An 18,940-nucleotide genomic window follows, 5' to 3' on the forward strand; every position below is an offset into this window, starting at 1 on the left:
CGATGTGGATCAGTCGAAGTAGCGGCGCAACTCCCGGGTGAGCACCTTGCCGGTGGCGTTGCGCGGCAGGTACTTCACGAACACCACGTCGCGGGGCACGGAGAAGCGGGCCAGGTAGCGCCGGACGTATTCGCGGACCGCCTCCGGGTCGAGCGTCTCGCCGGTGCGCAGCGCCAGGAACGCGGCCAGCCGCTGGCCGTAGCCGGGGTCCGGTACGCCGATCACGGCGACCTCGCGGACCTGCGGCAACCGGGCGATCAGATCCTCCACCTCGGACGGGAAGACGTTCTCGCCACCCGAGACGATCATGTCGTCGGCCCGGCCGTCGACGAAGAGCAACCCGTCGGCGTTCAGCCGGCCCAGGTCGCCGGTGTCCAGCAGGCCGTCGCGGCTCTCCCGGCCGGTGCCCGAGGTGTAGCCCTCGAACAGCATCTCGTTGCCCACGAAGATGCGCCCGACCTCGCCGTCGCGGACCGGCTGCCCGGTTCCGTCCAGGATGGCCAGCCGGGTGCCGTGCGGCGGCCGGCCCGCGGTGGTCGGCGCGGCGCGCAGCTCGGCCGGGCCGGCGATGGAGGCCCAGGAGACCTCGGTCGAGCCGTAGAGGTTGTAGAGCACGTCGCCGTACCGGTCCATGAACGCGGTGGCCAGGTTGCCGGGCAGCGCGGAGCCGCTGACCGCTACCACCTTGAGCGGTGGCCGGGGCTCCGGCGGCGCCACCTCCATGAGTCGTTGCAGCATCACCGGTACGGCGAACATCGCGTCGCACCGCTTGTCGGCGAGCGCGGCGAGCGTGGCGGCCGGGTCGAAGCGGCGGTGCAGCACGACTGTGGCGCGCAGCGCGAACGACACCTGGAGCGCGGCGTACCCCCAGGTGTGGAAGATCGGCGCGGCGATCATCACGGTGTTCTTCGCGTGCAGCGGGATGCGGTCGATGATGGACACCAACGGGCCGAAGCCGTGCGGGGTGGGCCGGCGGGCACCCTTGGGCGCGCCGGTGGTGCCGGAGGTGAGCACTATGGTGCGCCCGTCGCGCTCCGGCGGCTGGAGCTTCTCACCGGGGACCGCGGCGGCGATCAGCTCCTCCTGCCGCCGCTCGTCGATCCGGGGCAGCTCGGCCGGGAGGCCGAGGACACGCTCGGTGAACTCGCCGTCGTGCACCAGGACGCGCAGGCCCTGCTCCTCGGCCACAGTCACCAGTTGTGCGGCGGACAGCCCGGTGTTGACCAGGACGGCGTCCGCGCCGAGCAGCATCGCCGCCACTATCGCCTCGATCAGGCCGTGGTGGTTGCGGCAGAGCACGCCGACCCGGTCGCCGTTCTGCACGCTTAGGTGGGACCGCAGCGACCGGGCCAGCCGCTCGGAGCGGTCGAGCAGTTCCTGGTACGTCATGGTGGCGCCGCGCTCGTCGACGATCGCGACGCGGCCGGGATCGCGGGCGGCGGCCTGGCGCAGCTCCCCGGCGAGGCTCCAGCCCCATCGGCGCAGCGCGTTCAGCTGGGAGGCCACGCGGATCGGTGCGCCCGGGGTGAGCAGTCCACGTCGGGTAAGCGTGGCGGCGATGAACGGCAGGTCCACGGCGCAACTCCCTTCGCGTTCGTGGTTCGTCGACCAGGCTCCGCACGGGTCGGCCGTCCGCCTCGGCATGATCTTGTGCCCGATCGCGGTGCGGGTCGGCCCGGGGAGCGGCGACCCGGCCGTCGACGGCACGAGGCGTCGTCGACGGCCGGGCCGCGGCCCGCCTTCGGTCAGCGGATCTGCATCCCGGAGACGGCCCGGGATATGACCAGCCGCTGGATCTCGGAGGTGCCCTCGAAGATGGTGTAGATCTTGGCGTCGCGGTACCACCGCTCGACCGGGTGGTCGCGCAGGAAGCCGGCGCCGCCGAGGAGCTGGACCGCCTTGTCGGTCACCGAGACGGCCACCTCACCGGCCTTGAGCTTGGACATCGAACCCTCGCCGGCGGTGAACGGCCGGTTGTTGCGGCCCATCCAGGAGGCGCGCCAGACCAGCAGCCGAGCCGCGTCGATCTCCGTCTTCATGTCGGCGAGCGCGAACGCCACCGCCTGATTCTCGATGATCGGGCGTCCGAACTGGACCCGCTCCTTGGCGTAGTCCAGGGCGTACTCGTAGGCGGCGCGGGCCACGCCGAGCGCCTGCGCGCCGACTGTCGGGCGGGACAGCTCGAACGTCCGCATCGCCGCCTGGCCGGAGGCGCGCTGCCCGGACCGGGCGCGGGCCAGCCGCTCGTCGAGCGCGTCCTTGCCGCCGAGCAGGCAGCGGCCGGGCACCCGGACGTCGTCGAGGAAGACGTCGGCGGTGTGCGAGGCGCGCAGCCCGAGCTTGCGCAGCTTGCGGGTGGCGGTCAGGCCGGGCGTGCCGGGGGGTACGACGAACGCGGCCTGGCCGCGCGAGCCCAGCTCCGGCTCGATCGAGGCGGTGACCACGTGCACCCCGGCGATTCCGCCGTTCGTGGCGTACGCCTTCTGCCCGTTGATCACCCACTCGTCGGTGGCCTCGTCGTAGACGGCGCGGGTCCGCATCGAGCCGACGTCGGATCCGGCCTCCGGCTCGCTCGTGCAGAACGCGGCGACGGCCGGGGAGTCGACGTCGCCGAAGCACTGCGGCACCCATTCGACGAGCTGGTCGGGGGTGCCGGCGCCGTAGATCGCGGCGACCGCGAGGGAGGTGCCGAAGATGCTCAGGCCGATGCCGGCGTCACCCCAGAAGAGTTCCTCGCTGGCGATCGGCAGGGAGAGGCCGGTGGGGTCGGCCCAGCAGGTGGCGAGGAACTCGAACCCGTACAGGCCGACCTTCGCGGCCTCCTGGATGATCGGCCACGGGGTCTCCTCCCGGGCGTCCCACTCGGCCGCGGCCGGGCGCACGACCTCGGCGGCGAAGCCGTGCACCCAGTCGCGAAGGTCCCGCTGTTCCTCGTTCAGGTCGAGCGAGAACTCGGCCATGTCAGGCCTTGGGGATGTCGAACAGGTTGGCGATGTTGGCGGCCAGGCCCAGGTCGCCCTTGGCCTTCAGCTTGCCGGTCATGAACATCATCACCGGGTTGGCGCCACCGGAGACGATCTTCAGGAACTCGACCGGGCCCATGGTGAGGCTCAGCTTCGGGTCGCGGGTGGCGGTCTCCGAGACGGTGCAGGTGCCGTTTTCGATGACGATCTCGTAGGTGTCGGTGCCACCGTCCGGGCGGCCGGTGATGTTCCAGTGGATGACCGCGTTCGTGGCACCGGCGCGATCGGCGCGGAACAGCGTGGGCATCCGGTTGAAGACCTCGCTGAGGATCTTGCCGCGCGCCTCGCCGGACATGATCTCGGCGATCTTGGCGTCCGGCGTGGACTTGACCAGCTGCGCGAACTCCTTCGGGCCGACGTTCGCGAAGTTGGCCGGGTCGAAGTCAGTCATGGGGGATTGCACCTCTCGGGCGGGGCCGACTTTGGTTACTCTCGCGTAACCTTACGCACGGGTAGGTATGCTCGCAAGGGTGTCCAGCACGCCGACCTTCAAGCGCCTCCCTCGGGCCGTACGCGAGCAGCAGATGCTCGACGCGGCGGTGAAGGTGTTCTCCCGCCAGGGCTTTCACGCCGCCAGCATGGACGAGATCGCCGACGACGCCGGCATCTCCAAGCCGATGGTGTACGCCTACCTCGGCACCAAGGAGGAACTCTTCATCGCCTGCCTGCACCGGGAGAGCACCCGGATGATGGAGGCGATCGCCGGCGCCGCCGCCCCCGACCTGCCCGCCGACGAGCGGCTCTGGCGCGGGCTGCGCGCGTTCTTCGGCTTCGTCGGCGCGCACCGGGACGGCTGGGCGGTGCTCTACCGGCAGGCCCGCGGCTCCCAGCCGTTCGCCGCCGAACTGGCCGCCATGCGCGGCCGGCTCGTCGAGGTGGTCGCCGGAATGCTCGACCACGCGCTGCGCGCCTCCGGCCGCGAGGTCGGCGCCACCGACCTGGAGGTGGTCGCGTACGGGCTGGTCGGCGCCAGCGAGTCGCTCGCCGACTGGCTGGCCGACCACCCCGAGGCCGACGCCGGCAAGACCGCGACCCGGATGATGAACGTGGCCTGGCTCGGCGCCGACCAGTTGCTGCGCGGCGTCACCTGGCACCCGCCTACCGCGTAAGGAAGGGCCCCCTCTTAACGCCTGCGGTAGAGGAAGGGCCCCTTTTTAACACCTGCGGCGCGCGGCGGCCCCGCACCCAGCGCACCACCTCCACCACGAGCGTCACGGTCAGGGCCAGCCCCAGACCGAACAGCAGTCCCCGGACCGGATCCTGCTCGAAGGCGAGCCTGCCGAGGTAGCCGACCGACGCCGAGTAGGTGCCCCAGGTCGCGGCGGCGAGCGCGTCGAAGGCGAGGAACCGCCGCCGGGGAAAGCGGGTCGCGCCCATGGTGAGGGTGACGGCGGTCCGGCCACCCGGCACGTACCGGGCGACGGTGAGGATGAGCCCGCCGCGCACGGCGATCCCCCGCCGGGCCCGGTCCACCGCAGCCCGCCGACGGCTCTCCCGTGGCAGCCGGTCCAGCAGCCGCGCCCCGCCGTGCCGGCCGATCGCGTAGGACACGTGGTCGCCGAACAGCGCGCCGAGCGCCGCCACGCCGATCACCAGCGGCAGGTCCGGCTGGCCGGTGGCCGCGAAGACGCCCGCGGTGATGACGGCTGTCTCGCTCGGTACGACGGGGAAGAACCCGTCCACCACGGCGATGGCGAACAGCGCCAGATAGACCCAGGGCGACGAGATCGTGTCGTGGAGCAGTTCGACAGTGGCATCCATGGCGTCGATGCTGGTCCGGCCGGGCGCAGACGGAATCTGTCGTCGGTCGGCCCGGAGGGTCCACCTTCGTCGTGCCGTACCCCGAGGTGGTCTCGGGGTCGGCACCCAACCCTCCCCGAGCCCGGTGCCGTCGCGGACCCGCCGGGCCTAGGCTCGTCAGGTGACCGCCTGGCCGGGCGCCGTCCGGCGGGTCGAACCGTACCTGCCGGTGCTGCTGGCCGGGACGGTGGCCGCCGCCACCTGGGCCTCGGCGACCGGCGGGCTCGGCGTGCGGTCGCCGTTGCCCGGGCCGCTGCTCGTGGTCGCCGCGCTCGCCGTGGGCGCGTCCGTGCTCGCGCCGCGCCGCTGGGTGTCTCCGGCCGTGGCCGCGGCGGGCTGGCTGATCCTGGCCGCCTGGCCGGCCGTCGTGGTCGCGTCCTGGCGGGCGGGCAGCGGTCTGCGGGGCCGCTGCCTGGCCGCGTACCTGATGGGGGCCTTGCCCGTCCTGGCCGCGGGCGTGGCGGTCGGCGTCGTGGCGGGCGGGGAACGTCGGCTGGTCGCCGCCACGGCCGGCAACGCGGTGGCGTTCTACGCCTGGTTGGTGGTCTTCCCGGCGATGGCCGGACTCTGGATCCGGGCCCGCCGGGACGCCGTCGCCGCCCTGCGGGACCGGGCCGAGCGGCTAAGGCGGGAGCAGGAGGCGCGTGCCGACCGGGTACGGGCCGACGAACGGGCCAGGATCGCGCGGGAGATGCACGACGTCGTGGCGCACCGGGTCTCGCTCATGGTGGTGCACGCGGGTGCCCTGGAGGTGACCACCGCCGATCCCGCCACTGTCGAGACGGCCGCGTTGATCCGGTCCACGGGCCGGGCCGCCCTGACCGACCTGCGGGAGGTGCTCGGCGTGCTGCGTCAGGAACGGCCGCTCCCGGCCCCGGGTTGGGACATGGTCGACGACCTGGTCCGTGAGTCGCGCGCGGCCGGACTGCGGGTGAGCCGGGTGGACGAGGGAACGCCCGGGCCGGTGCCGGGCGCGGTGGCCCGGACCGTGCACCGGGTGGTGCAGAAAGGGCTGACGAACGTGCGGAAACACGCCCCGGACGCGGCGGTCGACGTGCGCCTGCGGCACCCGTGGTCGGCGAGGCCGCGGACGGAGCCGAGGCGCTGGCCGCCACCGTGCGGTTGCGCCCCGACGTGGTGCTGCTCGACGTTCGCATGCCCGGCGTCGACGGGCTGGCCGCTGCCCCCGGGATCGTGGCCGCCGGACCGAAGGTGGTCATGCTGACCACCTTCGACCTGAACGAGTACGTGCACGAGGCGCTCCGGGCCGGCGCGGTCGGTTTCCTCCTCAAGGACACGCCACCCCGGGAACTCGCCGCCGCCGTACGGACCGTCGCCGCCGGGAACGCCATGCTCGCGCCGACGGTGACCCGGCGACTGATCAGTTCGTTCGCCGAGCGCGGCCCGGCCCGCCGGGAGGCCGCCCGGCAGAGGCTGTCCCGGCTCACCGAGCGGGAGGCGGTGATCGTCCGCGAGGTGGCCCGGGGGGGACGGGAACGCCGAGGTGGGCCGCCGGGTCGGCGCCAGCGAGGCGACCGTGAAGACGCACGTCAGCCGTGCGCTGGCCAAGCTCGGTATGGCGAACCGGGTGCAACTCGCCATCCTCGTGCACGACGCCGACCTGCTGGATTGACGGCCCCGGAACCGCGCCGGATCGGGCCGCGGAGGGGTCAGCGGCGGGCAGCCCGGGCACGTGCTCTGCGCCGGCCCCAGCGGACGGCCTCGAACAGGCCGGTGACGGCCAGCGAGATGGCGACGCCGGCGAGCAGCCCGGACAGCGGATTGTGCTCGAACGCCAGGCCGCCGAAGTAGCCGAGCAGCCCGCAGTAGATCCCCCAGGTGGTGCACGCCAGGCCGTCGTACAGCAGGAACGCGCGCGCCGGGTAGCGGACCGCGCCCATGGTCAGCGTGACCGCGGTCCGGCCGCCGGGGACGTACCGGGCGGTGGTCAGGATCATCCCGCCGCGCCTGTCGACCGCCCGGCGGGCCCACTCCGAACTGGCCCGCCGCCTGCTGTCCGCCGGGAAGCGGGCCAGCCGGTGCGCGCCGCCGCCGCGCCCGATCGCGTACGAGATGTGGTCGCCGACGAGCGCGCCGAGCGCGGCGGTCACGATCACCAGCGCCAGGTTCGGCTCACCGCCGGCCGCGAAGACCCCCGCGGTGATCACCACAGCCTCGCCCGGTACGGCCGGGAAGAACGCGTCGACCGCGGTGACCGCGATGATCACCAGGTACACCCACGGCGACGTCACCGTGTGGTGCAGCAGGTCGAGCACGTCCCCCATGCACCCATGCTCGGGGGTGCGGTGTTAAACAGGGGCCCTTCCCCTGCAAAAGGCGTTAACAAGGGGCCCCTCCTTCTCCTGCGCCGTGGGGCCGTGCGACGTGAGCACCACCGGGGCGCCCAGCGCCTCCGAGACCGCAGCCGGCCAGTCGGCGGGCGCCGAGTCCAGCACCGGCCGCGCCCGCAGCAGCCGCTGCGTGAGCGCCGCCTGTCGGTCCAGGTCACCGGCCGGCCCGGGGACGAGCCGGTCGATGCCCTCGTACCGGCGGCAGATCCGCAGTTCCGGACCGGCCAGGTCGACGTGGGTGAGCGCCAGCCCGTCCACGCCACCGGCCACCTCCAGCGCGTACCGGTGGGCGACCGCGTCGAAGTGCCCGAACCGGAACCGGCCCTGCCAGGGGTTCGTCCCGTTGTGCCGGTCGGTGAACGGCAGCGCCGCGTCCTCGGTGACCAGCGGCCCGGGACCGTGCCGGGTGGTGGTGGTCCGCAGCACGCCGAGCCGCTGCGCGGTCCCGGCCATGCCCGCCTCGGCGAGCAGCGTCTCGGCGTTGGCGAACGTCGTGGTGCTCCACGTCGTGTACGGGTGGAAGCCGTGCCACTCGTCCAGCAGCACCCCCTGCGCGCCCTCGAACACGCAGGTGCCCTCGCGCAACGCGGATGCCAGCCAGGTCCGGTCGACGATCGCCACCCGCCGCGCGAAGGCCGCGTACGCGGGCAGGCAGTCGTCCACCGGCGGCGCGTCCAGCGGTCCCAGCTCGGCGGTGAGCCGGTCGCGCAGCGCGGTCAGCCGCATGCGCAGCACCACCGGCCGGCGGCAGTCGGCCACCCGGGGCGCCTCGTCGGGGTGGGCGAGGCCGTACGCGACCGCCTCGCCCACCCCGAGCCCGCAGGAGCCGTGCCGGTCGGCCCCCCGGGCGATCTCCCGGGCGCGGTTCGCGGCCCGGTGGTACGGGGTGGCGAGCAGCGCCTCCCCGTCCACTGTCAGACGGTCGAGCGCGTCGGGCACGCCGACCGACGCGAGGTGGTCGGCCTCGGCGGCCAGCGTCAGCGGGTCCACCACCACGTGCCGCGCCAGGTGTGTGCGCACCCCGGGACGGAACGTCCCGGCGCCGAACTGCGCGAACGTGTGGTGCCTCCCGTCGCGCAGGACGACGTTGTGCGCCGCCTGCGCGCCCCCGTTGAACCGGACCACCGTGTGCACCTGCCGGGTGGCGCAGAGCAGATCCACCACGGTGCCCTTGCCGGCGTCGCCGTAGCCGAGGTCGACCACCATCACGTGGTTCACAGCCGGGTGACCCCGCTTCCGCCGTCGGCCGGGCTGAACGGCAGCGTCGCCACCGTGCGCCGGCCCGAGCCGAGCCGGGCCAGGGCCTTCGAGACCGTGCGGGTGGCGGTGGAGCCGGCCCGGTCCAGGTCGCGCAGCCCGGCGTCCAGGTCGATGGCCTGCTCGCCGAGGCCGACGGTGAGCGCGATCGTCTCGCAGACCGCGTCCAGGTCGTCCAGCTCGACCGCGTTCTGCCCGAGCAGGCCGCGCCAGAAGTCCAGCACCTTGCGGTTGCCCGCGTAGTGGCTGCCGGCGGGCAGCAGGTAGTAGGTGTCCCAGCGCGCGGTCACCTCGTCCACCATCTGGCGGACCGGGATGTCCTCGCCCAGGCCGTCGCCGATCAGCCGGCTCACCTCGGCGGTCTTCACCGCCGGGTACGCCAGCTCGTCGCCGATGATGAACAGGTAGCCGCGCCGGCCGCGCTTGTCCCAGCTGTCGGTGGCCGTGTGCCGGGCCATGAAGTAGAGCGCCAGCTCGTACGACTCCATCATCTGGCCGCCACCGCCGCCCTCGAGCACGATCCGGCCGAGGTCGTCGTCCATCCGGTTGTCGGACTCGAACTGCCCGACCTGCAACGGCACCCGGTCGCAGGTGGCGTCGCCGATCGCGCCGAACATGACCTGCGGATCCTTCGCGTACCCCTGGCGCAGCAGCAGGCCCAGCAGCTGCGGCAGCTTGCTCTGCAGCACCCGGGGCACGTGCCCCATCGAGCCGGTGACGTCGAACAGCACGGCGATCGGCGTCGACTGCGGGTGCTCGGCCGAGTCGCGGCTCTCCCGCAGCGCGTCGCGCGGGTCGAGCGCCGGGTGCACCTTGCGGGCGCCGCTGTCGCTGTAGGAGAACGCGCTCTTGCCGGTGCGGCGCCGGTAACGGTCGGCGGCGTCGTACACGTCGGTGGACCAGATTCCACTGCCCATGGCAGCCTCCCTACGGGTTGAGGGTGAAGGGTCGGAAGGTGCGCGGGCCGTACAGCCGGTGCAGCACCTCGTCCAGTTCGCGCAGCAGCCGCCAGGCGTCGTCCGGCCGGCTGGCGAGCGCGGTGCCCTGGCAGCCGCCGGCGAAGGTGCGCAGCTCGCGCGGCGTGCGGTCGTCCATCAGCCAGGTCATGCAGCGGGCGGCGAGCGCGATGTCGGTGCCGGGGCCGCACTGCCGCTTCGCGGCGACCTCCGGCGGGTACCAGTCCTCGTGGCCGGGCACCAGCGCCGGCACGAGCCCGCCCGGCTCGGCGGAGAAACACCAGTCCACGAGCACCAGGCCGTGCGCGTCCGGCTCGATCAGGACGTGCCGGGGCAGCACCGCGCCGTGCACCACGCCGGCCCGGTGGGCCAGGCCGAGCGCCACGAGCAGCCGCCGCCACATCCAGGCCGCGTCGCGCGGGTCCACCCCGTCCGGGTACGCGCGGCGCACGTCGTCCAGGCTGTGCAGCCCGGGTACGGTCACCAGCTCGTTGACCTGCCGTTGCACGCCCGTCGACGGGTCGCGCGCCGGGTAGGAGTCGACGAGCCGGGGCACGTACGCGAGGTGCCGGGCGTCGCCGTGCTCGGCGATCCGGCGCAACGCGCGCGCCTCGCGGGCCATCAGGTCGTTGTCGCCGGGGTGCCGGCACACCTTGGCCAGGTGATAAGAAGGGGCCCCTCCTCTACCGGAGGCGTTAACAGGGGGCCCTTCCTTACGTTCGTGCAGGGTGGCGACGTCGCCGGTGTACGCGGGGGCGGGCGTGCGCCAGCGCGTGGTGACGGCGACGAGCGCTTCGGCGGCGGCGGTGCGTACGCCCGGGTCGGCCGCGCCCAGGCGGTCGGGGTGCAGCGCGCCGACCAGTTCGCGGTAGCGGCGGGCCGGCTCCTGCGTGCCGAACAGGTCGGCGTCGGTGCGCGCGGCCGTGACCAGCCGGATCGCCTCCTCGGTCCTCACCGCACCGTCTCCTCCCGGGCGGGGCGCAGCAGCGCCGGGTGCAGCAGCCGGGCGTCTCCGGCGCGGTAGAGCTTGGCCCGGGGGCCGCCGCGCGGGCCGCCGCGTTCGGTGCTGGCGCCGGTGCTCTCCACGAAGCCGGGCACCGAGAGCACCTTGCGGTGGAAGTTGCCGGCGTGCAGCGGGTGGCCCCAGACCGTCTCGTAGACCTCCCGCAGCTCGGTGACTGTGAACTCGGGGGCGAGGAACCGGGTGGCCAGCGGCGTGTACTCCAGCTTGGAGCGGGCGCGTTCCAGGCCGTCGTCGATGATCCGGCCGTGGTCGAAGGCGAGCTGCCGGCTGGTCAGCGCGGTCACCGGCAGCCAGATCGCCTCGTCGGCGTCGGTGTCGGCGACCGGGTCGGGCAGGTCGGGGGCGAACGCCAGGTGCGCGACCGAGACGACCCGCATGCGGGGGTCGCGGTCCGGGGCGCCGTAGCTGCCGAGCTGTTCCAGGTGCACCCGGCGCAGGCGCTCGCCGCCGAGGCCGGTCTCCTCGGCCAGCTCGCGGCGGGCGCCCGCGGCCAGGTCCTCGTCCGGGTGGACGAAGCCGCCGGGCAGCGCCCAGTGCCCCGCGTAGGGCGGTGCGCCGCGGCGGATCAGCAGCAGGTGCAGCGCGCCCTCGCGGATGGTCAGCGCGACCACGTCGACGGTGACGGCGACCGCCGGATAGTCCCGGGGGTCGTATCCGGCGAGGAACTCCTGCTCGTTCACGGCCACTCACTCTCAGGTTGAGAACAACTCAATCTGAGAACAACTTAGCGCCGAAAAGAGGGGACGGCAAGTCCCCTCCTTCCCTCAGCGCACGGAACCGACCAGATGCGGCCTTCCGTCCCGGGCGCTGTGCAGCGCGAAGTCCCAGCCCGCGCCGGTCGCGGAGGCGCTGAACGCGACAGTGGACGGCAGCGGCACCGGCAGCTTGAACGACACGTCCACGGTGTACGACTCGGGCAGCCGCGGCTCCAGCGCGGCCAGGCAGCGGGCCTTGCTCCACATGCCGTGCGCGATCGGGCGCGGGAAGCCGAACAGCCGCGCGCCCAGCTTCGAGGTGTGGATCGGGTTGTGGTCGCCGGAGACGCGTGCGTAATCCGTACCGACCCGGGGCGTCACCCGCCACCGGGCCGAGGTGGCCGGCGGCGCCGGGCGGTCACCCCGGTCGCGCCGCGGGCCGCCGCCCGCGGCGCGCTCCTTCCCGAGGTACGTGGACACGCCGCGCCAGACCTCCTCGCCCTCGATCGACCCGACCAGCACCACGTCGAGCTGGCGGCCCCGCTCGTGCGGGCGCAGGTTCTCCGCGTACGTGTGGAAGTCGACTGTCTCGCCGGCCTCGACCGGGCGGTGCACGGTGATCCGGTTGGCCACGTGCACCACGCCGGTGAGCGGGATCGGGAAGCCCGGGCTCGTCATCAGCCGCAGCGACAGCGGAAACCCGAGCACGTGCAGGTACGTCGCCGGCAGCCGGTCGGTCAGCCGGAAACCGCACACCCGGTCGTAGTCCGCCAGGTGCCTCGGATCCACAGCCACCCCGGAGACGCCCAGTTCAAGCCCCGGCACGTCCGTCCCACGCCGCCCCCCGACCCCGGGCACCGCTCCCAGCAGCGCACGCCGATACAGCGCCCCACTGGCAGGCAGCCGCTCCAGCACAACCCGCCTTCGCCCCGCGCCCCGGCCCGCCCCCTCACCCGCGCCCTCACCCGGTCGATCATGAGGTTGGCTGCCTTGTGGATCTCCGGAGGTGCCGTCAACCTCATGATCGACGGGGGTCGCGCGGGCCTGGGTGCGGGCGAGGGCGGCGGCTCGGGCTGCGGTGAGGTCGCGGGTGGGGCCCTCGATCAGGTCGTGCAGGCTCAGGTCGTCGTCCTCATGGTCCTTCGCCATCACGCCCCCAGCAGGCTCTGGCCGCAGACCCGGACCACGTTGCCACTCACCGCGCCGGTCGCCGGCCAGGAGAGCCAGCCGATCGTCTCGGCCACGTCCACCGGCAGGCCGCCCTGGGCCATGCTGTTCATCCGCCGTCCCGCCTCGCGGATCGTCAGCGGGATACGCGCGGTCAGCCGGGTCTCGATGAAGCCCGGCGCCACCGCGTTCAGGCTGATCCCGCGCTCGCGCAGTACCGGGGAGAGCGAGTCGACAAGGCCGATCACGCCGGCCTTGCTCGTCGCGTAGTTGGTCTGCCCCCGGTTGCCGGCGATCCCGGCGATCGACGAGACCGACACGATCCGGCCACCGGCCGGGATCAGGTCGCGTTCCAGCAGCACGTCGTTGATGCGCTCCTGGCTGGACAGGTTCACGTCGATCACCGAGTCCCACCGGTCGGCGTCCATCCGGCCCAGCGTCTTGTCCCGGGTGATGCCCGCGTTGTGCACCACCACGTCGACCCGGCCGTGCCGGGACGCCAGATGCTCCGCCAGCCGGGCCGGCGCGTCGGGCGCGGTCAGGTCGAGCTGCACCGCGCTGCCGCCGATGTCGTTGGCGACGGCGGCCAGCTCGTCCCCGGCCGCCGGGATGTCCAGCGCCACCACCTGGGCGCCGTCGCGGGCCAGCACCTTCGCCAGCGCCGCGCCGATGCCCCGGGCCGCGCCGGTCACCAGCACCACCTGCCCGTCCAACGGCCGGTCCCACTCGGCCGGTGCGACGGCGGTGCCGGTGCCGACGCGGACCACCTGGCCCGAGACGTACGCGGACCGGCCGGAGAGCAGGAACCGGAGCGTGGACTCCAGGCTCACCGGCGTGCCGGCGTCACCCTCGCGGGTCACGTAGACGAGCTGGGCGGTCGCGCCCCGGCCGAACTCCTTGCCGATGCTGCGGGTCAGGCCCTCCAGCGCACGCTGGGCGGTAGCCTCCCGGGGAGAGCCGCACTCGGCCGGCGGGGTGCCCAGCACGATCACCCGGCCGCTGGGCAGCAGCGAGCGGGCCTGCGGGTGGAAGAAGTCGTAGAGCTGGCGCAGCCCGGCGGAGTCGGTGATGCCGCTGGCGTCGTACACCAGGGCCGCGAAGCGGCGGTCGGCGTCGTGGGCGGCGACCGGGTCGGCCAGCTCGACCCCGGCGGCGGTCAGGATCTTGCCGGCCGGCTCGGCGATCCGGCCGCCGGCCGAGGAGCCGAGCAGGACCGGCCCGGGAACGAGCGGGTCGCCCGGCGTGTGCCGGCGCAGTCGGGGCGGGTCGGGCAGCCCGAGGCGCTTGACCAGCGCGCGACCGGCCCCCGTCTGGACGAAGCTCGCGTACCTGTCGGTCATAGGCGTAGCCTACTGGCGAGTAGGGTTCGGGCAACAGTTTCGAGGGAGGTCGATCGTGCAGAGTGTCCGGCGGGTCGCGGTCATCGGGGGCAACCGCATCCCCTTCGCCCGGTCCAACTCGCGCTACGCGCACGCGTCGAACGCGGACATGCTCGGCGCGGCGCTCGACGGGCTGGTCGCCCGGTTCGGGCTGGCCGGCGAGCGGGTCGGCGAGGTCGTGGCCGGCGCGGTGCTCAAGCACTCCCGCGACTTCAACCTCACCCGCGAGGTGGTGCTCGGCTCCCGGCTCGACCCGCACACCCCCGCGTACGACATCCAGCAGGCCTGCGGCACCGGACTGGAGGCGGCCATCCTGGTCGCCAACAAGATCGCCCTCGGACAGATCGAGGTCGGCATCGCCGGCGGCGTCGACACCACCTCGGACGCGCCGCTCGCCGTCAACGAGGACATGCGGCGCACGCTGCTCCAGCTCAACTCGGCCCGTACACTCGGCGAACGGCTCAAGATCGCGGCGAAGCTGCGCCCACACCAGCCGTTCAAGCCGGACATCCCGCGCAACGCCGAGCCGCGTACCGGGCTCTCAATGGGTGAGCACGCGGCCCGGACCGCGCTGCGCTGGAACGTGGACCGGACCGCGCAGGACGAACTGGCGCTGCGCTCGCACCAGCGGCTCGCCGCCGCGTACGACAAGGGGTTCTTCGACGACCTGATGACCCCCTACCTGGGACTGACCCGCGACCAGAACCTGCGCCCGGACAGCAGCCTGGAGAAGCTCGGCTCGCTCAAGCCGGTCTTCGGCGCCTCCGGCGCGGACGCCGAGCGGGCCACCATGACCGCCGGCAACTCCTCGCCGCTCACCGACGGCGCGTCGACTGTGCTGCTCGCCTCCGAGGAGTGGGCCACGGCGCACAACCTGCCGGTGCTGGCCTGGTTCTCCTGGTCCGAAGCTGCCGCCGTCGACTTCGTGCACGGCGACGAGGGCCTGCTGATGGCCCCCACGTACGCGGTGCCCCGGATGCTGGCCCGGGCCGGGCTGAGCCTGCAGGACTTCGACTTCTACGAGATCCACGAGGCGTTCGCCTCGCAGGTGCTGGCGACGCTGGCGGCCTGGGAGTCGCCGGAGTTCTGCAAGGAGCGCCTCGGTCTGGACGCCCCGCTCGGCTCGATCGACCGGGACAAGCTCAACGTCAACGGCTCGTCGCTGGCAGCCGGGCACCCGTTCGCCGCCACCGGCGGCCGGATCGTCGCCACGCTCGCCAAGCTGCTGGACCAGAAGGGGAGCGGGCGCGGCCTGATCTCCATCTGCGCCGCAGGCGGGCAGGGCGTGACAGCGATCCTGGAGCGCTGACGACGACGCCCGCCCGGGGTGGCTCCCCGGGCGGGCGTCGGCGGTGCGAGCATCAGCCCCCGACTGTGAACTTCTCCCACGGGCCGATCGTGGTGCGGTTGGCGATCAACGGCTTGGCGCCCGCACTCTCGGCACTGACGTAGCGGTTGTTGATCGTCGCCTTGAGGCTGACCGTGCCGTCCGCGTTGCGGACCAGGACGAACGTCTCCCAGGCGCCGGCGCTGGTGCGGTTGGCGATCAGTGGCTTGGTGCCGGTGCCGTCCGCGCAGACGACCTTGCCGTTGGCCTGGGCGAGGAGTGCGACCTTGCCGTTGCCCAGGTCGAGGACGTCGAACCGCTCCCACACACCTGCTGTGGCACGGTTCGCGACCAGCGGCTTCGCGCCGGCGCTCTCCGCGCTGACGAACTGCCCGTTCGCGCCCGCCTTCAGGGTGCGGTTCGCGTCGGCCGGGTTGACTCGGTAAAACTTCTCCCGGGTGCCGATCGCGGTGGCCGTCGCGACGAGTTGAGCGCTCCCGTTGACGCCCACGTACGCCCGGCCGCTCCAGCGCAGGCTGATCGTGCCGTCCGCGTTGGTGACCAGGTCGAAGGTCTGCTCGTCCGTGACCACCGGGCTGTTCGGCAGGATGGCGCCGCTGTTGACCAGGTACCGTCCGACCGAGCGGGACAGCACGGCGACGCGCCCGTTGCCCGCATCGGCCAGGTCGAACTGCCCGTCGCCGGCCAACGTGGCCTTGTCGGCGGTCAGGACCCGCCCTGCCGTGGCGGACGTGTAGCGCAGGTTGACGAGGGCGAGCAGACCGATCGTGCCGGTACGCCGCAGGACGCTGATGCCCTGAGTGGCGGTGCCGGTCCGGTTGTCGGACCCCGAGACCGTCACCGAGACGGTGTAGTCGCCGGTGGTGGCGTAGGCGTGCGAGGCGACCGGCTTGTCCGAGGTGACCACCGTGCCGTCACCGAAGTCGAAGACGTACCTGGAGATCGGCCGGTACCCGGGAAGCGAGAGGGAGGCGTCGGCGGTGACGGTGCGGGTGCCCAGATCCAGTTTCGTCTCGACCCAGGCGCGCGGGGCGCCCAGATATTCGGTCACTCCGCGATCTGCCCATGGCATCGGGCCTGCGCCGGTGTTGGGCCGGTTCGGGTTGTCGGCACGGGCGTTGCCGGCGCGGTCGGTGGCCTGGAAGCCCGGTGCTGCGGAGTTCGCCGAGTCCTCCGCCTCGGTGGCGTAGGACGTGTCCAGGTCGTGCGCGGCCTGCCCGGACGCGAGCCGGAAGGCCTGCAGGCCCATCCGGGTGCCGTTCCACGAGTAGGCCGTGTCGGACGGTGAGCTGAAATGGTAGGTGTTGTTGTAGTCCACCACGGTGCTGCTGGCGGCGGCGTCGAAGAGTCCGATCTCCACGCCGGGCGGATCCGCCGGGTCGCAGTAACTTCGGGTGGTGATCCCGTTCGAGGTCATGATGTTGTTCTGCACGGAGACGCCGGTGGCATCGCCGTCCACCCGGATGCCGTCGCCGCAGTGGTCGCGTACGTAGTTGTTGGTGATCGCTGTCCGGGTGGCCCCACGGACGTGAATCCCCAGTCCGGCTCCGCTCTGGACCTGGGTGTTGGCGACGACGGTGTCCGCCGCCGCCGGGCCGATCGCGATTCCGGCGCCGGTGAACGCGCCGACGGTGCTGTTCAGGATCGTGTTTCCTGGTCCGTCGATCCGGATGCCGACGTTTGGTTCGGCGACCTTGTAGGTTCCGCCCACGGTGGCGGAGCTGACGACGACACCGGTGGTCGCCGTGTCCATGCTGATGCCACTGGTCGGCACCGCGCCCTTGACGACGATCTGGGTCAGCGTCGTCCGGCTCACGGCTGCGAGCCGGACGATCGGTGCGGTGGCCGTGTCCGCCGGAAGGAAGCTGCCGCCCTGCACTGTCAGCCCGGACACGTCGGCGAGGTCGAGGGCGGGGCCGTCGGCGGTCTTGGCCACCCGGATGTTCTGGAGCACGATGTCGTGCTGGCCGTGCACGACGACACCGGCGGTGGGGCCGTTGATCGTGGCGGTACCGCTGGCGACGATGGTGATCGGCTGCTCGGGGGTGCCGGAGCGGCCGACGGTGACCCTTTCCGGGTAGGTGCCCTGGCTGACGTCGACGGTCTGGCCCGGTTCGACACGGGCCACCGCCGGATTGATGGAGCAGAACGGCGTGGCCAGAGTGCCGGGGCCGGTGTCTGAGCACGCCGCCGCCGTCTGGCGGACGTAGATGGTGGTCGTGTCGGCCGCCTGGGAAGGCGCGGCGAGGGCCAGCAGGGAACCGCCGGTCAGCACGGTGGTGGTGAGCCCGGCGAGAAGAGGTCTGTGCATGTGAACCTCGGTCGAGGAGTGAAGGCCCTGAGTGGGACCGGGCAACATGATCCGCGACTTGTCGGGTCCGCGCAGCCCTTGCGGACGTATCGGACGCGGTCGTCGGGCAACCGGTCGTGCTGGACCGGGTACCGGCGTCGCCAGGGCCGGCCCGGGCCTCATGAAAGACTGAGGTACGTGACGACGATCCCGAACGTGCTCGCCAACCGGTACGCCTCGCCCGAACTGGTCGCCCTCTGGTCGCCGGAGGAGAAGGTCCGGATGGAGCGCCGGCTCTGGCTGGCGGTGCTCAAGGCCCAGCGTGACCTCGGTGTGCCGGTGCCGGACGGGGTGGTCGAGGCGTACGAGCGGGTGGTCGACCAGGTCGACCTGGCCTCGATCGCGGCGCGGGAGCGGGTCACCCGGCACGACGTGAAGGCCCGGATCGAGGAGTTCAGCGCGCTCGCCGGACACGAGCACGTGCACAAGGGGATGACCTCCCGCGACCTCACCGAGAACGTCGAGCAGCTCCAGATCCGTGCCTCGCTGGAGCTGATCCGGGACCGGGTGGTCGCCACGCTGGCCCGGCTGGGCTGGCACGCGGGCGAGTACTCGGCCCTCGTCATGACCGGCCGGTCGCACAACGTCGCCGCGCAGGCCACCACGCTCGGCAAGCGCTTCGCGTCGGCGGCCGAGGAACTGCTCATCGCGTATGAGCGGTTGGAGGACCTGATCGGCTGGTTCCCGCTGCGCGGGATCAAGGGGCCGGTGGGCACCGCCGCCGACCAGCTCGACCTGTTCGACGGCGACGCCGGCAAGGTGGCCGAGCTGGAGCGCCGGGTGGCCGAGCATCTGGGGTTCAGCCGGGTGCTGGACAGCGTGGGCCAGGTCTACCCGCGTTCGATCGACATGGCTGTCGTCGCCGCGCTGGCCCAGGTGGCCGCCGCGCCGTCGTCGCTGGCCACCACGATCCGGCTCATGGTGGGCCAGGAGCTGGTCACCGAGGGTTTCAAGCCGGGCCAGGTCGGCTCCAGCGCCATGCCGCACAAGATGAACACGCGCTCGTCGGAGCGGGTGAACGGCTTCGCGGTGATCATCCGGGGCTACCTGTCGATGGTCGGCGAGCTGGCCGGCGACCAGTGGAACGAGGGCGACGTCTCCTGCTCGGTGGTGCGCCGGGTCGCGCTGCCCGACGCGTTCTTCGCCGCCGACGGGCTGTTCCAGACGTTCCTCACCGTGCTGGACGAGTTCGGCCCGTACCCGGCGGTGATCAACCGGGAGCTGGAGCGTTTCCTGCCGTTCCTGGCCACCACGAAGATCCTGGTGGCCGCCGTACGCCGGGGTGTGGGCCGGGAGGTCGCGCACGAGGTGATCAAGGAGCACGCGGTCGCCGTGGCGCTGGCGATGCGGGAGAAGGGCGCGGCCGAGAACGACCTGTTCGACCGCCTGGCCGCCGACGGCCGCCTGGGCCTGACCCGGCCCGAGATCGACGCCCTGGTCGCCGACCGCAACGCCTTCGTAGGCGCCGCCACCGACCAGGTCGCCCGGGTGACCGCAAGAATCACCAAGGTCGTCGAAACCCACCCCGAGGCCGCCACCTACTCCCCGCCCCCCATCCTCTGACGGCCCTGCTCTTCTGGTCGATCATGA

At 72.8% G+C, this 18,940-nt stretch carries 15 protein-coding genes and 2 pseudogenes; 5 read left to right on the forward strand and 12 right to left on the reverse strand.

Translation table 11 applies throughout. The features are described 5' to 3' along the window. Positions 1-9: 9 nt before the first annotated feature. The 3 genes from KSK32_RS13235 to KSK32_RS13245 form a co-directional block, all read right to left on the reverse strand. A complete protein-coding gene (locus tag KSK32_RS13235) occupies positions 10-1,575 on the reverse strand; it encodes an AMP-binding protein (protein ID WP_216931501.1) in 1,566 nt (521 codons plus the stop codon). Positions 1,576-1,745: 170 nt separating this feature from the next. Next, a complete protein-coding gene (locus KSK32_RS13240) occupies positions 1,746-2,960 on the reverse strand; it encodes an acyl-CoA dehydrogenase family protein (RefSeq protein WP_216931502.1) in 1,215 nt (404 codons plus the stop codon). 1 nt (position 2,961) lies between these two features. Continuing rightward, positions 2,962-3,414: an SCP2 sterol-binding domain-containing protein gene (locus KSK32_RS13245; RefSeq protein WP_018785487.1), complete on the reverse strand. Its 453-nt coding sequence runs from the start codon at positions 3,412-3,414 to the stop codon at positions 2,962-2,964. 79 nt (positions 3,415-3,493) lie between these two features. Here KSK32_RS13245 and KSK32_RS13250 point away from each other — a divergent pair, with 79 nt between their 5' ends. Further along, on the forward strand, positions 3,494-4,132 hold the full coding sequence (locus tag KSK32_RS13250; RefSeq protein WP_216931503.1) for a TetR/AcrR family transcriptional regulator: 639 nt from the start codon (positions 3,494-3,496) through the stop codon (positions 4,130-4,132). Here KSK32_RS13250 and KSK32_RS13255 read toward each other — a convergent pair. Further along, a complete protein-coding gene (locus KSK32_RS13255; protein ID WP_216931504.1) occupies positions 4,122-4,784 on the reverse strand; it encodes a DedA family protein in 663 nt (220 codons plus the stop codon). The genes KSK32_RS13250 and KSK32_RS13255 overlap by 11 nt on opposite strands. A 595-nt stretch (positions 4,785-5,379) precedes the next feature. On the opposite strand from KSK32_RS13255, the pseudogene KSK32_RS34180 reads away from it, so the two are divergent. Together KSK32_RS34180 and KSK32_RS34960 are read left to right on the forward strand one after the other, a co-directional pair. Next, positions 5,380-5,670: pseudogene (locus KSK32_RS34180) on the forward strand (histidine kinase); the annotation flags it as partial. Positions 5,671-5,894: 224 nt separating this feature from the next. Beyond that, a pseudogene (locus tag KSK32_RS34960) lies at positions 5,895-6,456 on the forward strand (response regulator); the annotation flags it as partial. A 37-nt stretch (positions 6,457-6,493) separates the two neighbouring features. Here KSK32_RS34960 and KSK32_RS13265 read toward each other — a convergent pair. The 7 genes from KSK32_RS13265 to KSK32_RS13295 form a co-directional block, all read right to left on the reverse strand. Continuing rightward, positions 6,494-7,108 carry a DedA family protein gene (locus KSK32_RS13265; protein ID WP_216931505.1) on the reverse strand — a complete coding sequence of 205 codons (615 nt, stop codon included), beginning with the start codon at positions 7,106-7,108 and terminating at the stop codon, positions 6,494-6,496. A 24-nt stretch (positions 7,109-7,132) separates the two neighbouring features. Beyond that, positions 7,133-8,392: an adenylosuccinate synthetase gene (locus KSK32_RS13270; protein WP_216931506.1), complete on the reverse strand. Its 1,260-nt coding sequence runs from the start codon at positions 8,390-8,392 to the stop codon at positions 7,133-7,135. After that, the gene (locus KSK32_RS13275) at positions 8,389-9,348 is read right to left on the reverse strand and encodes a hypothetical protein (RefSeq protein WP_216931507.1); all 960 of its coding nucleotides are present in this window, start codon (positions 9,346-9,348) and stop codon (positions 8,389-8,391) included. The genes KSK32_RS13270 and KSK32_RS13275 overlap by 4 nt, the downstream gene beginning before the upstream one ends. A gap of 10 nt (positions 9,349-9,358) precedes the next feature. Further along, on the reverse strand, positions 9,359-10,342 hold the full coding sequence (locus KSK32_RS13280; RefSeq protein WP_216931508.1) for a serine/threonine protein kinase: 984 nt from the start codon (positions 10,340-10,342) through the stop codon (positions 9,359-9,361). Beyond that, positions 10,339-11,097: an NUDIX domain-containing protein gene (locus KSK32_RS13285; RefSeq protein ID WP_216931509.1), complete on the reverse strand. Its 759-nt coding sequence runs from the start codon at positions 11,095-11,097 to the stop codon at positions 10,339-10,341. The genes KSK32_RS13280 and KSK32_RS13285 overlap by 4 nt, the downstream gene beginning before the upstream one ends. A 78-nt stretch (positions 11,098-11,175) precedes the next feature. Beyond that, positions 11,176-12,255, reverse strand: a complete 1,080-nt coding sequence (locus KSK32_RS13290; RefSeq protein WP_254187045.1) for a MaoC/PaaZ C-terminal domain-containing protein — start codon at positions 12,253-12,255, stop codon at positions 11,176-11,178. After that, a complete protein-coding gene (locus KSK32_RS13295; RefSeq protein ID WP_216931510.1) occupies positions 12,255-13,613 on the reverse strand; it encodes a 3-oxoacyl-ACP reductase in 1,359 nt (452 codons plus the stop codon). The genes KSK32_RS13290 and KSK32_RS13295 overlap by 1 nt, the downstream gene beginning before the upstream one ends. Before the next feature lie 55 nt (positions 13,614-13,668). Between KSK32_RS13295 and KSK32_RS13300 the strand changes: the two genes are divergently transcribed. After that, positions 13,669-14,961, forward strand: a complete 1,293-nt coding sequence (locus KSK32_RS13300) for an acetyl-CoA C-acetyltransferase (protein ID WP_216931511.1) — start codon at positions 13,669-13,671, stop codon at positions 14,959-14,961. A 52-nt stretch (positions 14,962-15,013) separates the two neighbouring features. Here the strand turns inward: KSK32_RS13300 and KSK32_RS13305 are convergent, their stop codons facing one another. Continuing rightward, a complete protein-coding gene (locus KSK32_RS13305) occupies positions 15,014-17,311 on the reverse strand; it encodes a PKD domain-containing protein (RefSeq protein WP_216931512.1) in 2,298 nt (765 codons plus the stop codon). 177 nt (positions 17,312-17,488) lie between these two features. Between KSK32_RS13305 and purB the strand changes: the two genes are divergently transcribed. Continuing rightward, a complete protein-coding gene (purB, locus tag KSK32_RS13310) occupies positions 17,489-18,913 on the forward strand; it encodes an adenylosuccinate lyase (RefSeq protein ID WP_216931513.1) in 1,425 nt (474 codons plus the stop codon). The last annotated feature ends 27 nt before the right edge of the window (positions 18,914-18,940 follow it).

This window comes from Micromonospora sp. WMMB482 (assembly GCF_019038635.1).
GTDB lineage: Bacteria > Actinomycetota > Actinomycetes > Mycobacteriales > Micromonosporaceae > Micromonospora > Micromonospora marina.

Bases quoted from the DNA above. Each gene is read 5' to 3' on its own strand.
- KSK32_RS13240 (WP_216931502.1), bottom strand. From the start codon at position 2,960: ATGGCCGAGTTCTCGCTCGACCTGAACGAGGAACAGCGGGACCTTCGC.
- KSK32_RS13245 (WP_018785487.1), bottom strand. From the start codon at position 3,414: ATGACTGACTTCGACCCGGCCAACTTCGCGAACGTCGGCCCGAAGGAG.
- KSK32_RS13255 (WP_216931504.1), bottom strand. From the start codon at position 4,784: ATGGATGCCACTGTCGAACTGCTCCACGACACGATCTCGTCGCCCTGG.
- KSK32_RS13265 (WP_216931505.1), bottom strand. From the start codon at position 7,108: ATGGGGGACGTGCTCGACCTGCTGCACCACACGGTGACGTCGCCGTGG.
- KSK32_RS13275 (WP_216931507.1), bottom strand. From the start codon at position 9,348: ATGGGCAGTGGAATCTGGTCCACCGACGTGTACGACGCCGCCGACCGT.
- KSK32_RS13290 (WP_254187045.1), bottom strand. From the start codon at position 12,255: ATGGCGAAGGACCATGAGGACGACGACCTGAGCCTGCACGACCTGATC.
- KSK32_RS13295 (WP_216931510.1), bottom strand. From the start codon at position 13,613: ATGACCGACAGGTACGCGAGCTTCGTCCAGACGGGGGCCGGTCGCGCG.
- KSK32_RS13305 (WP_216931512.1), bottom strand. From the start codon at position 17,311: ATGCACAGACCTCTTCTCGCCGGGCTCACCACCACCGTGCTGACCGGC.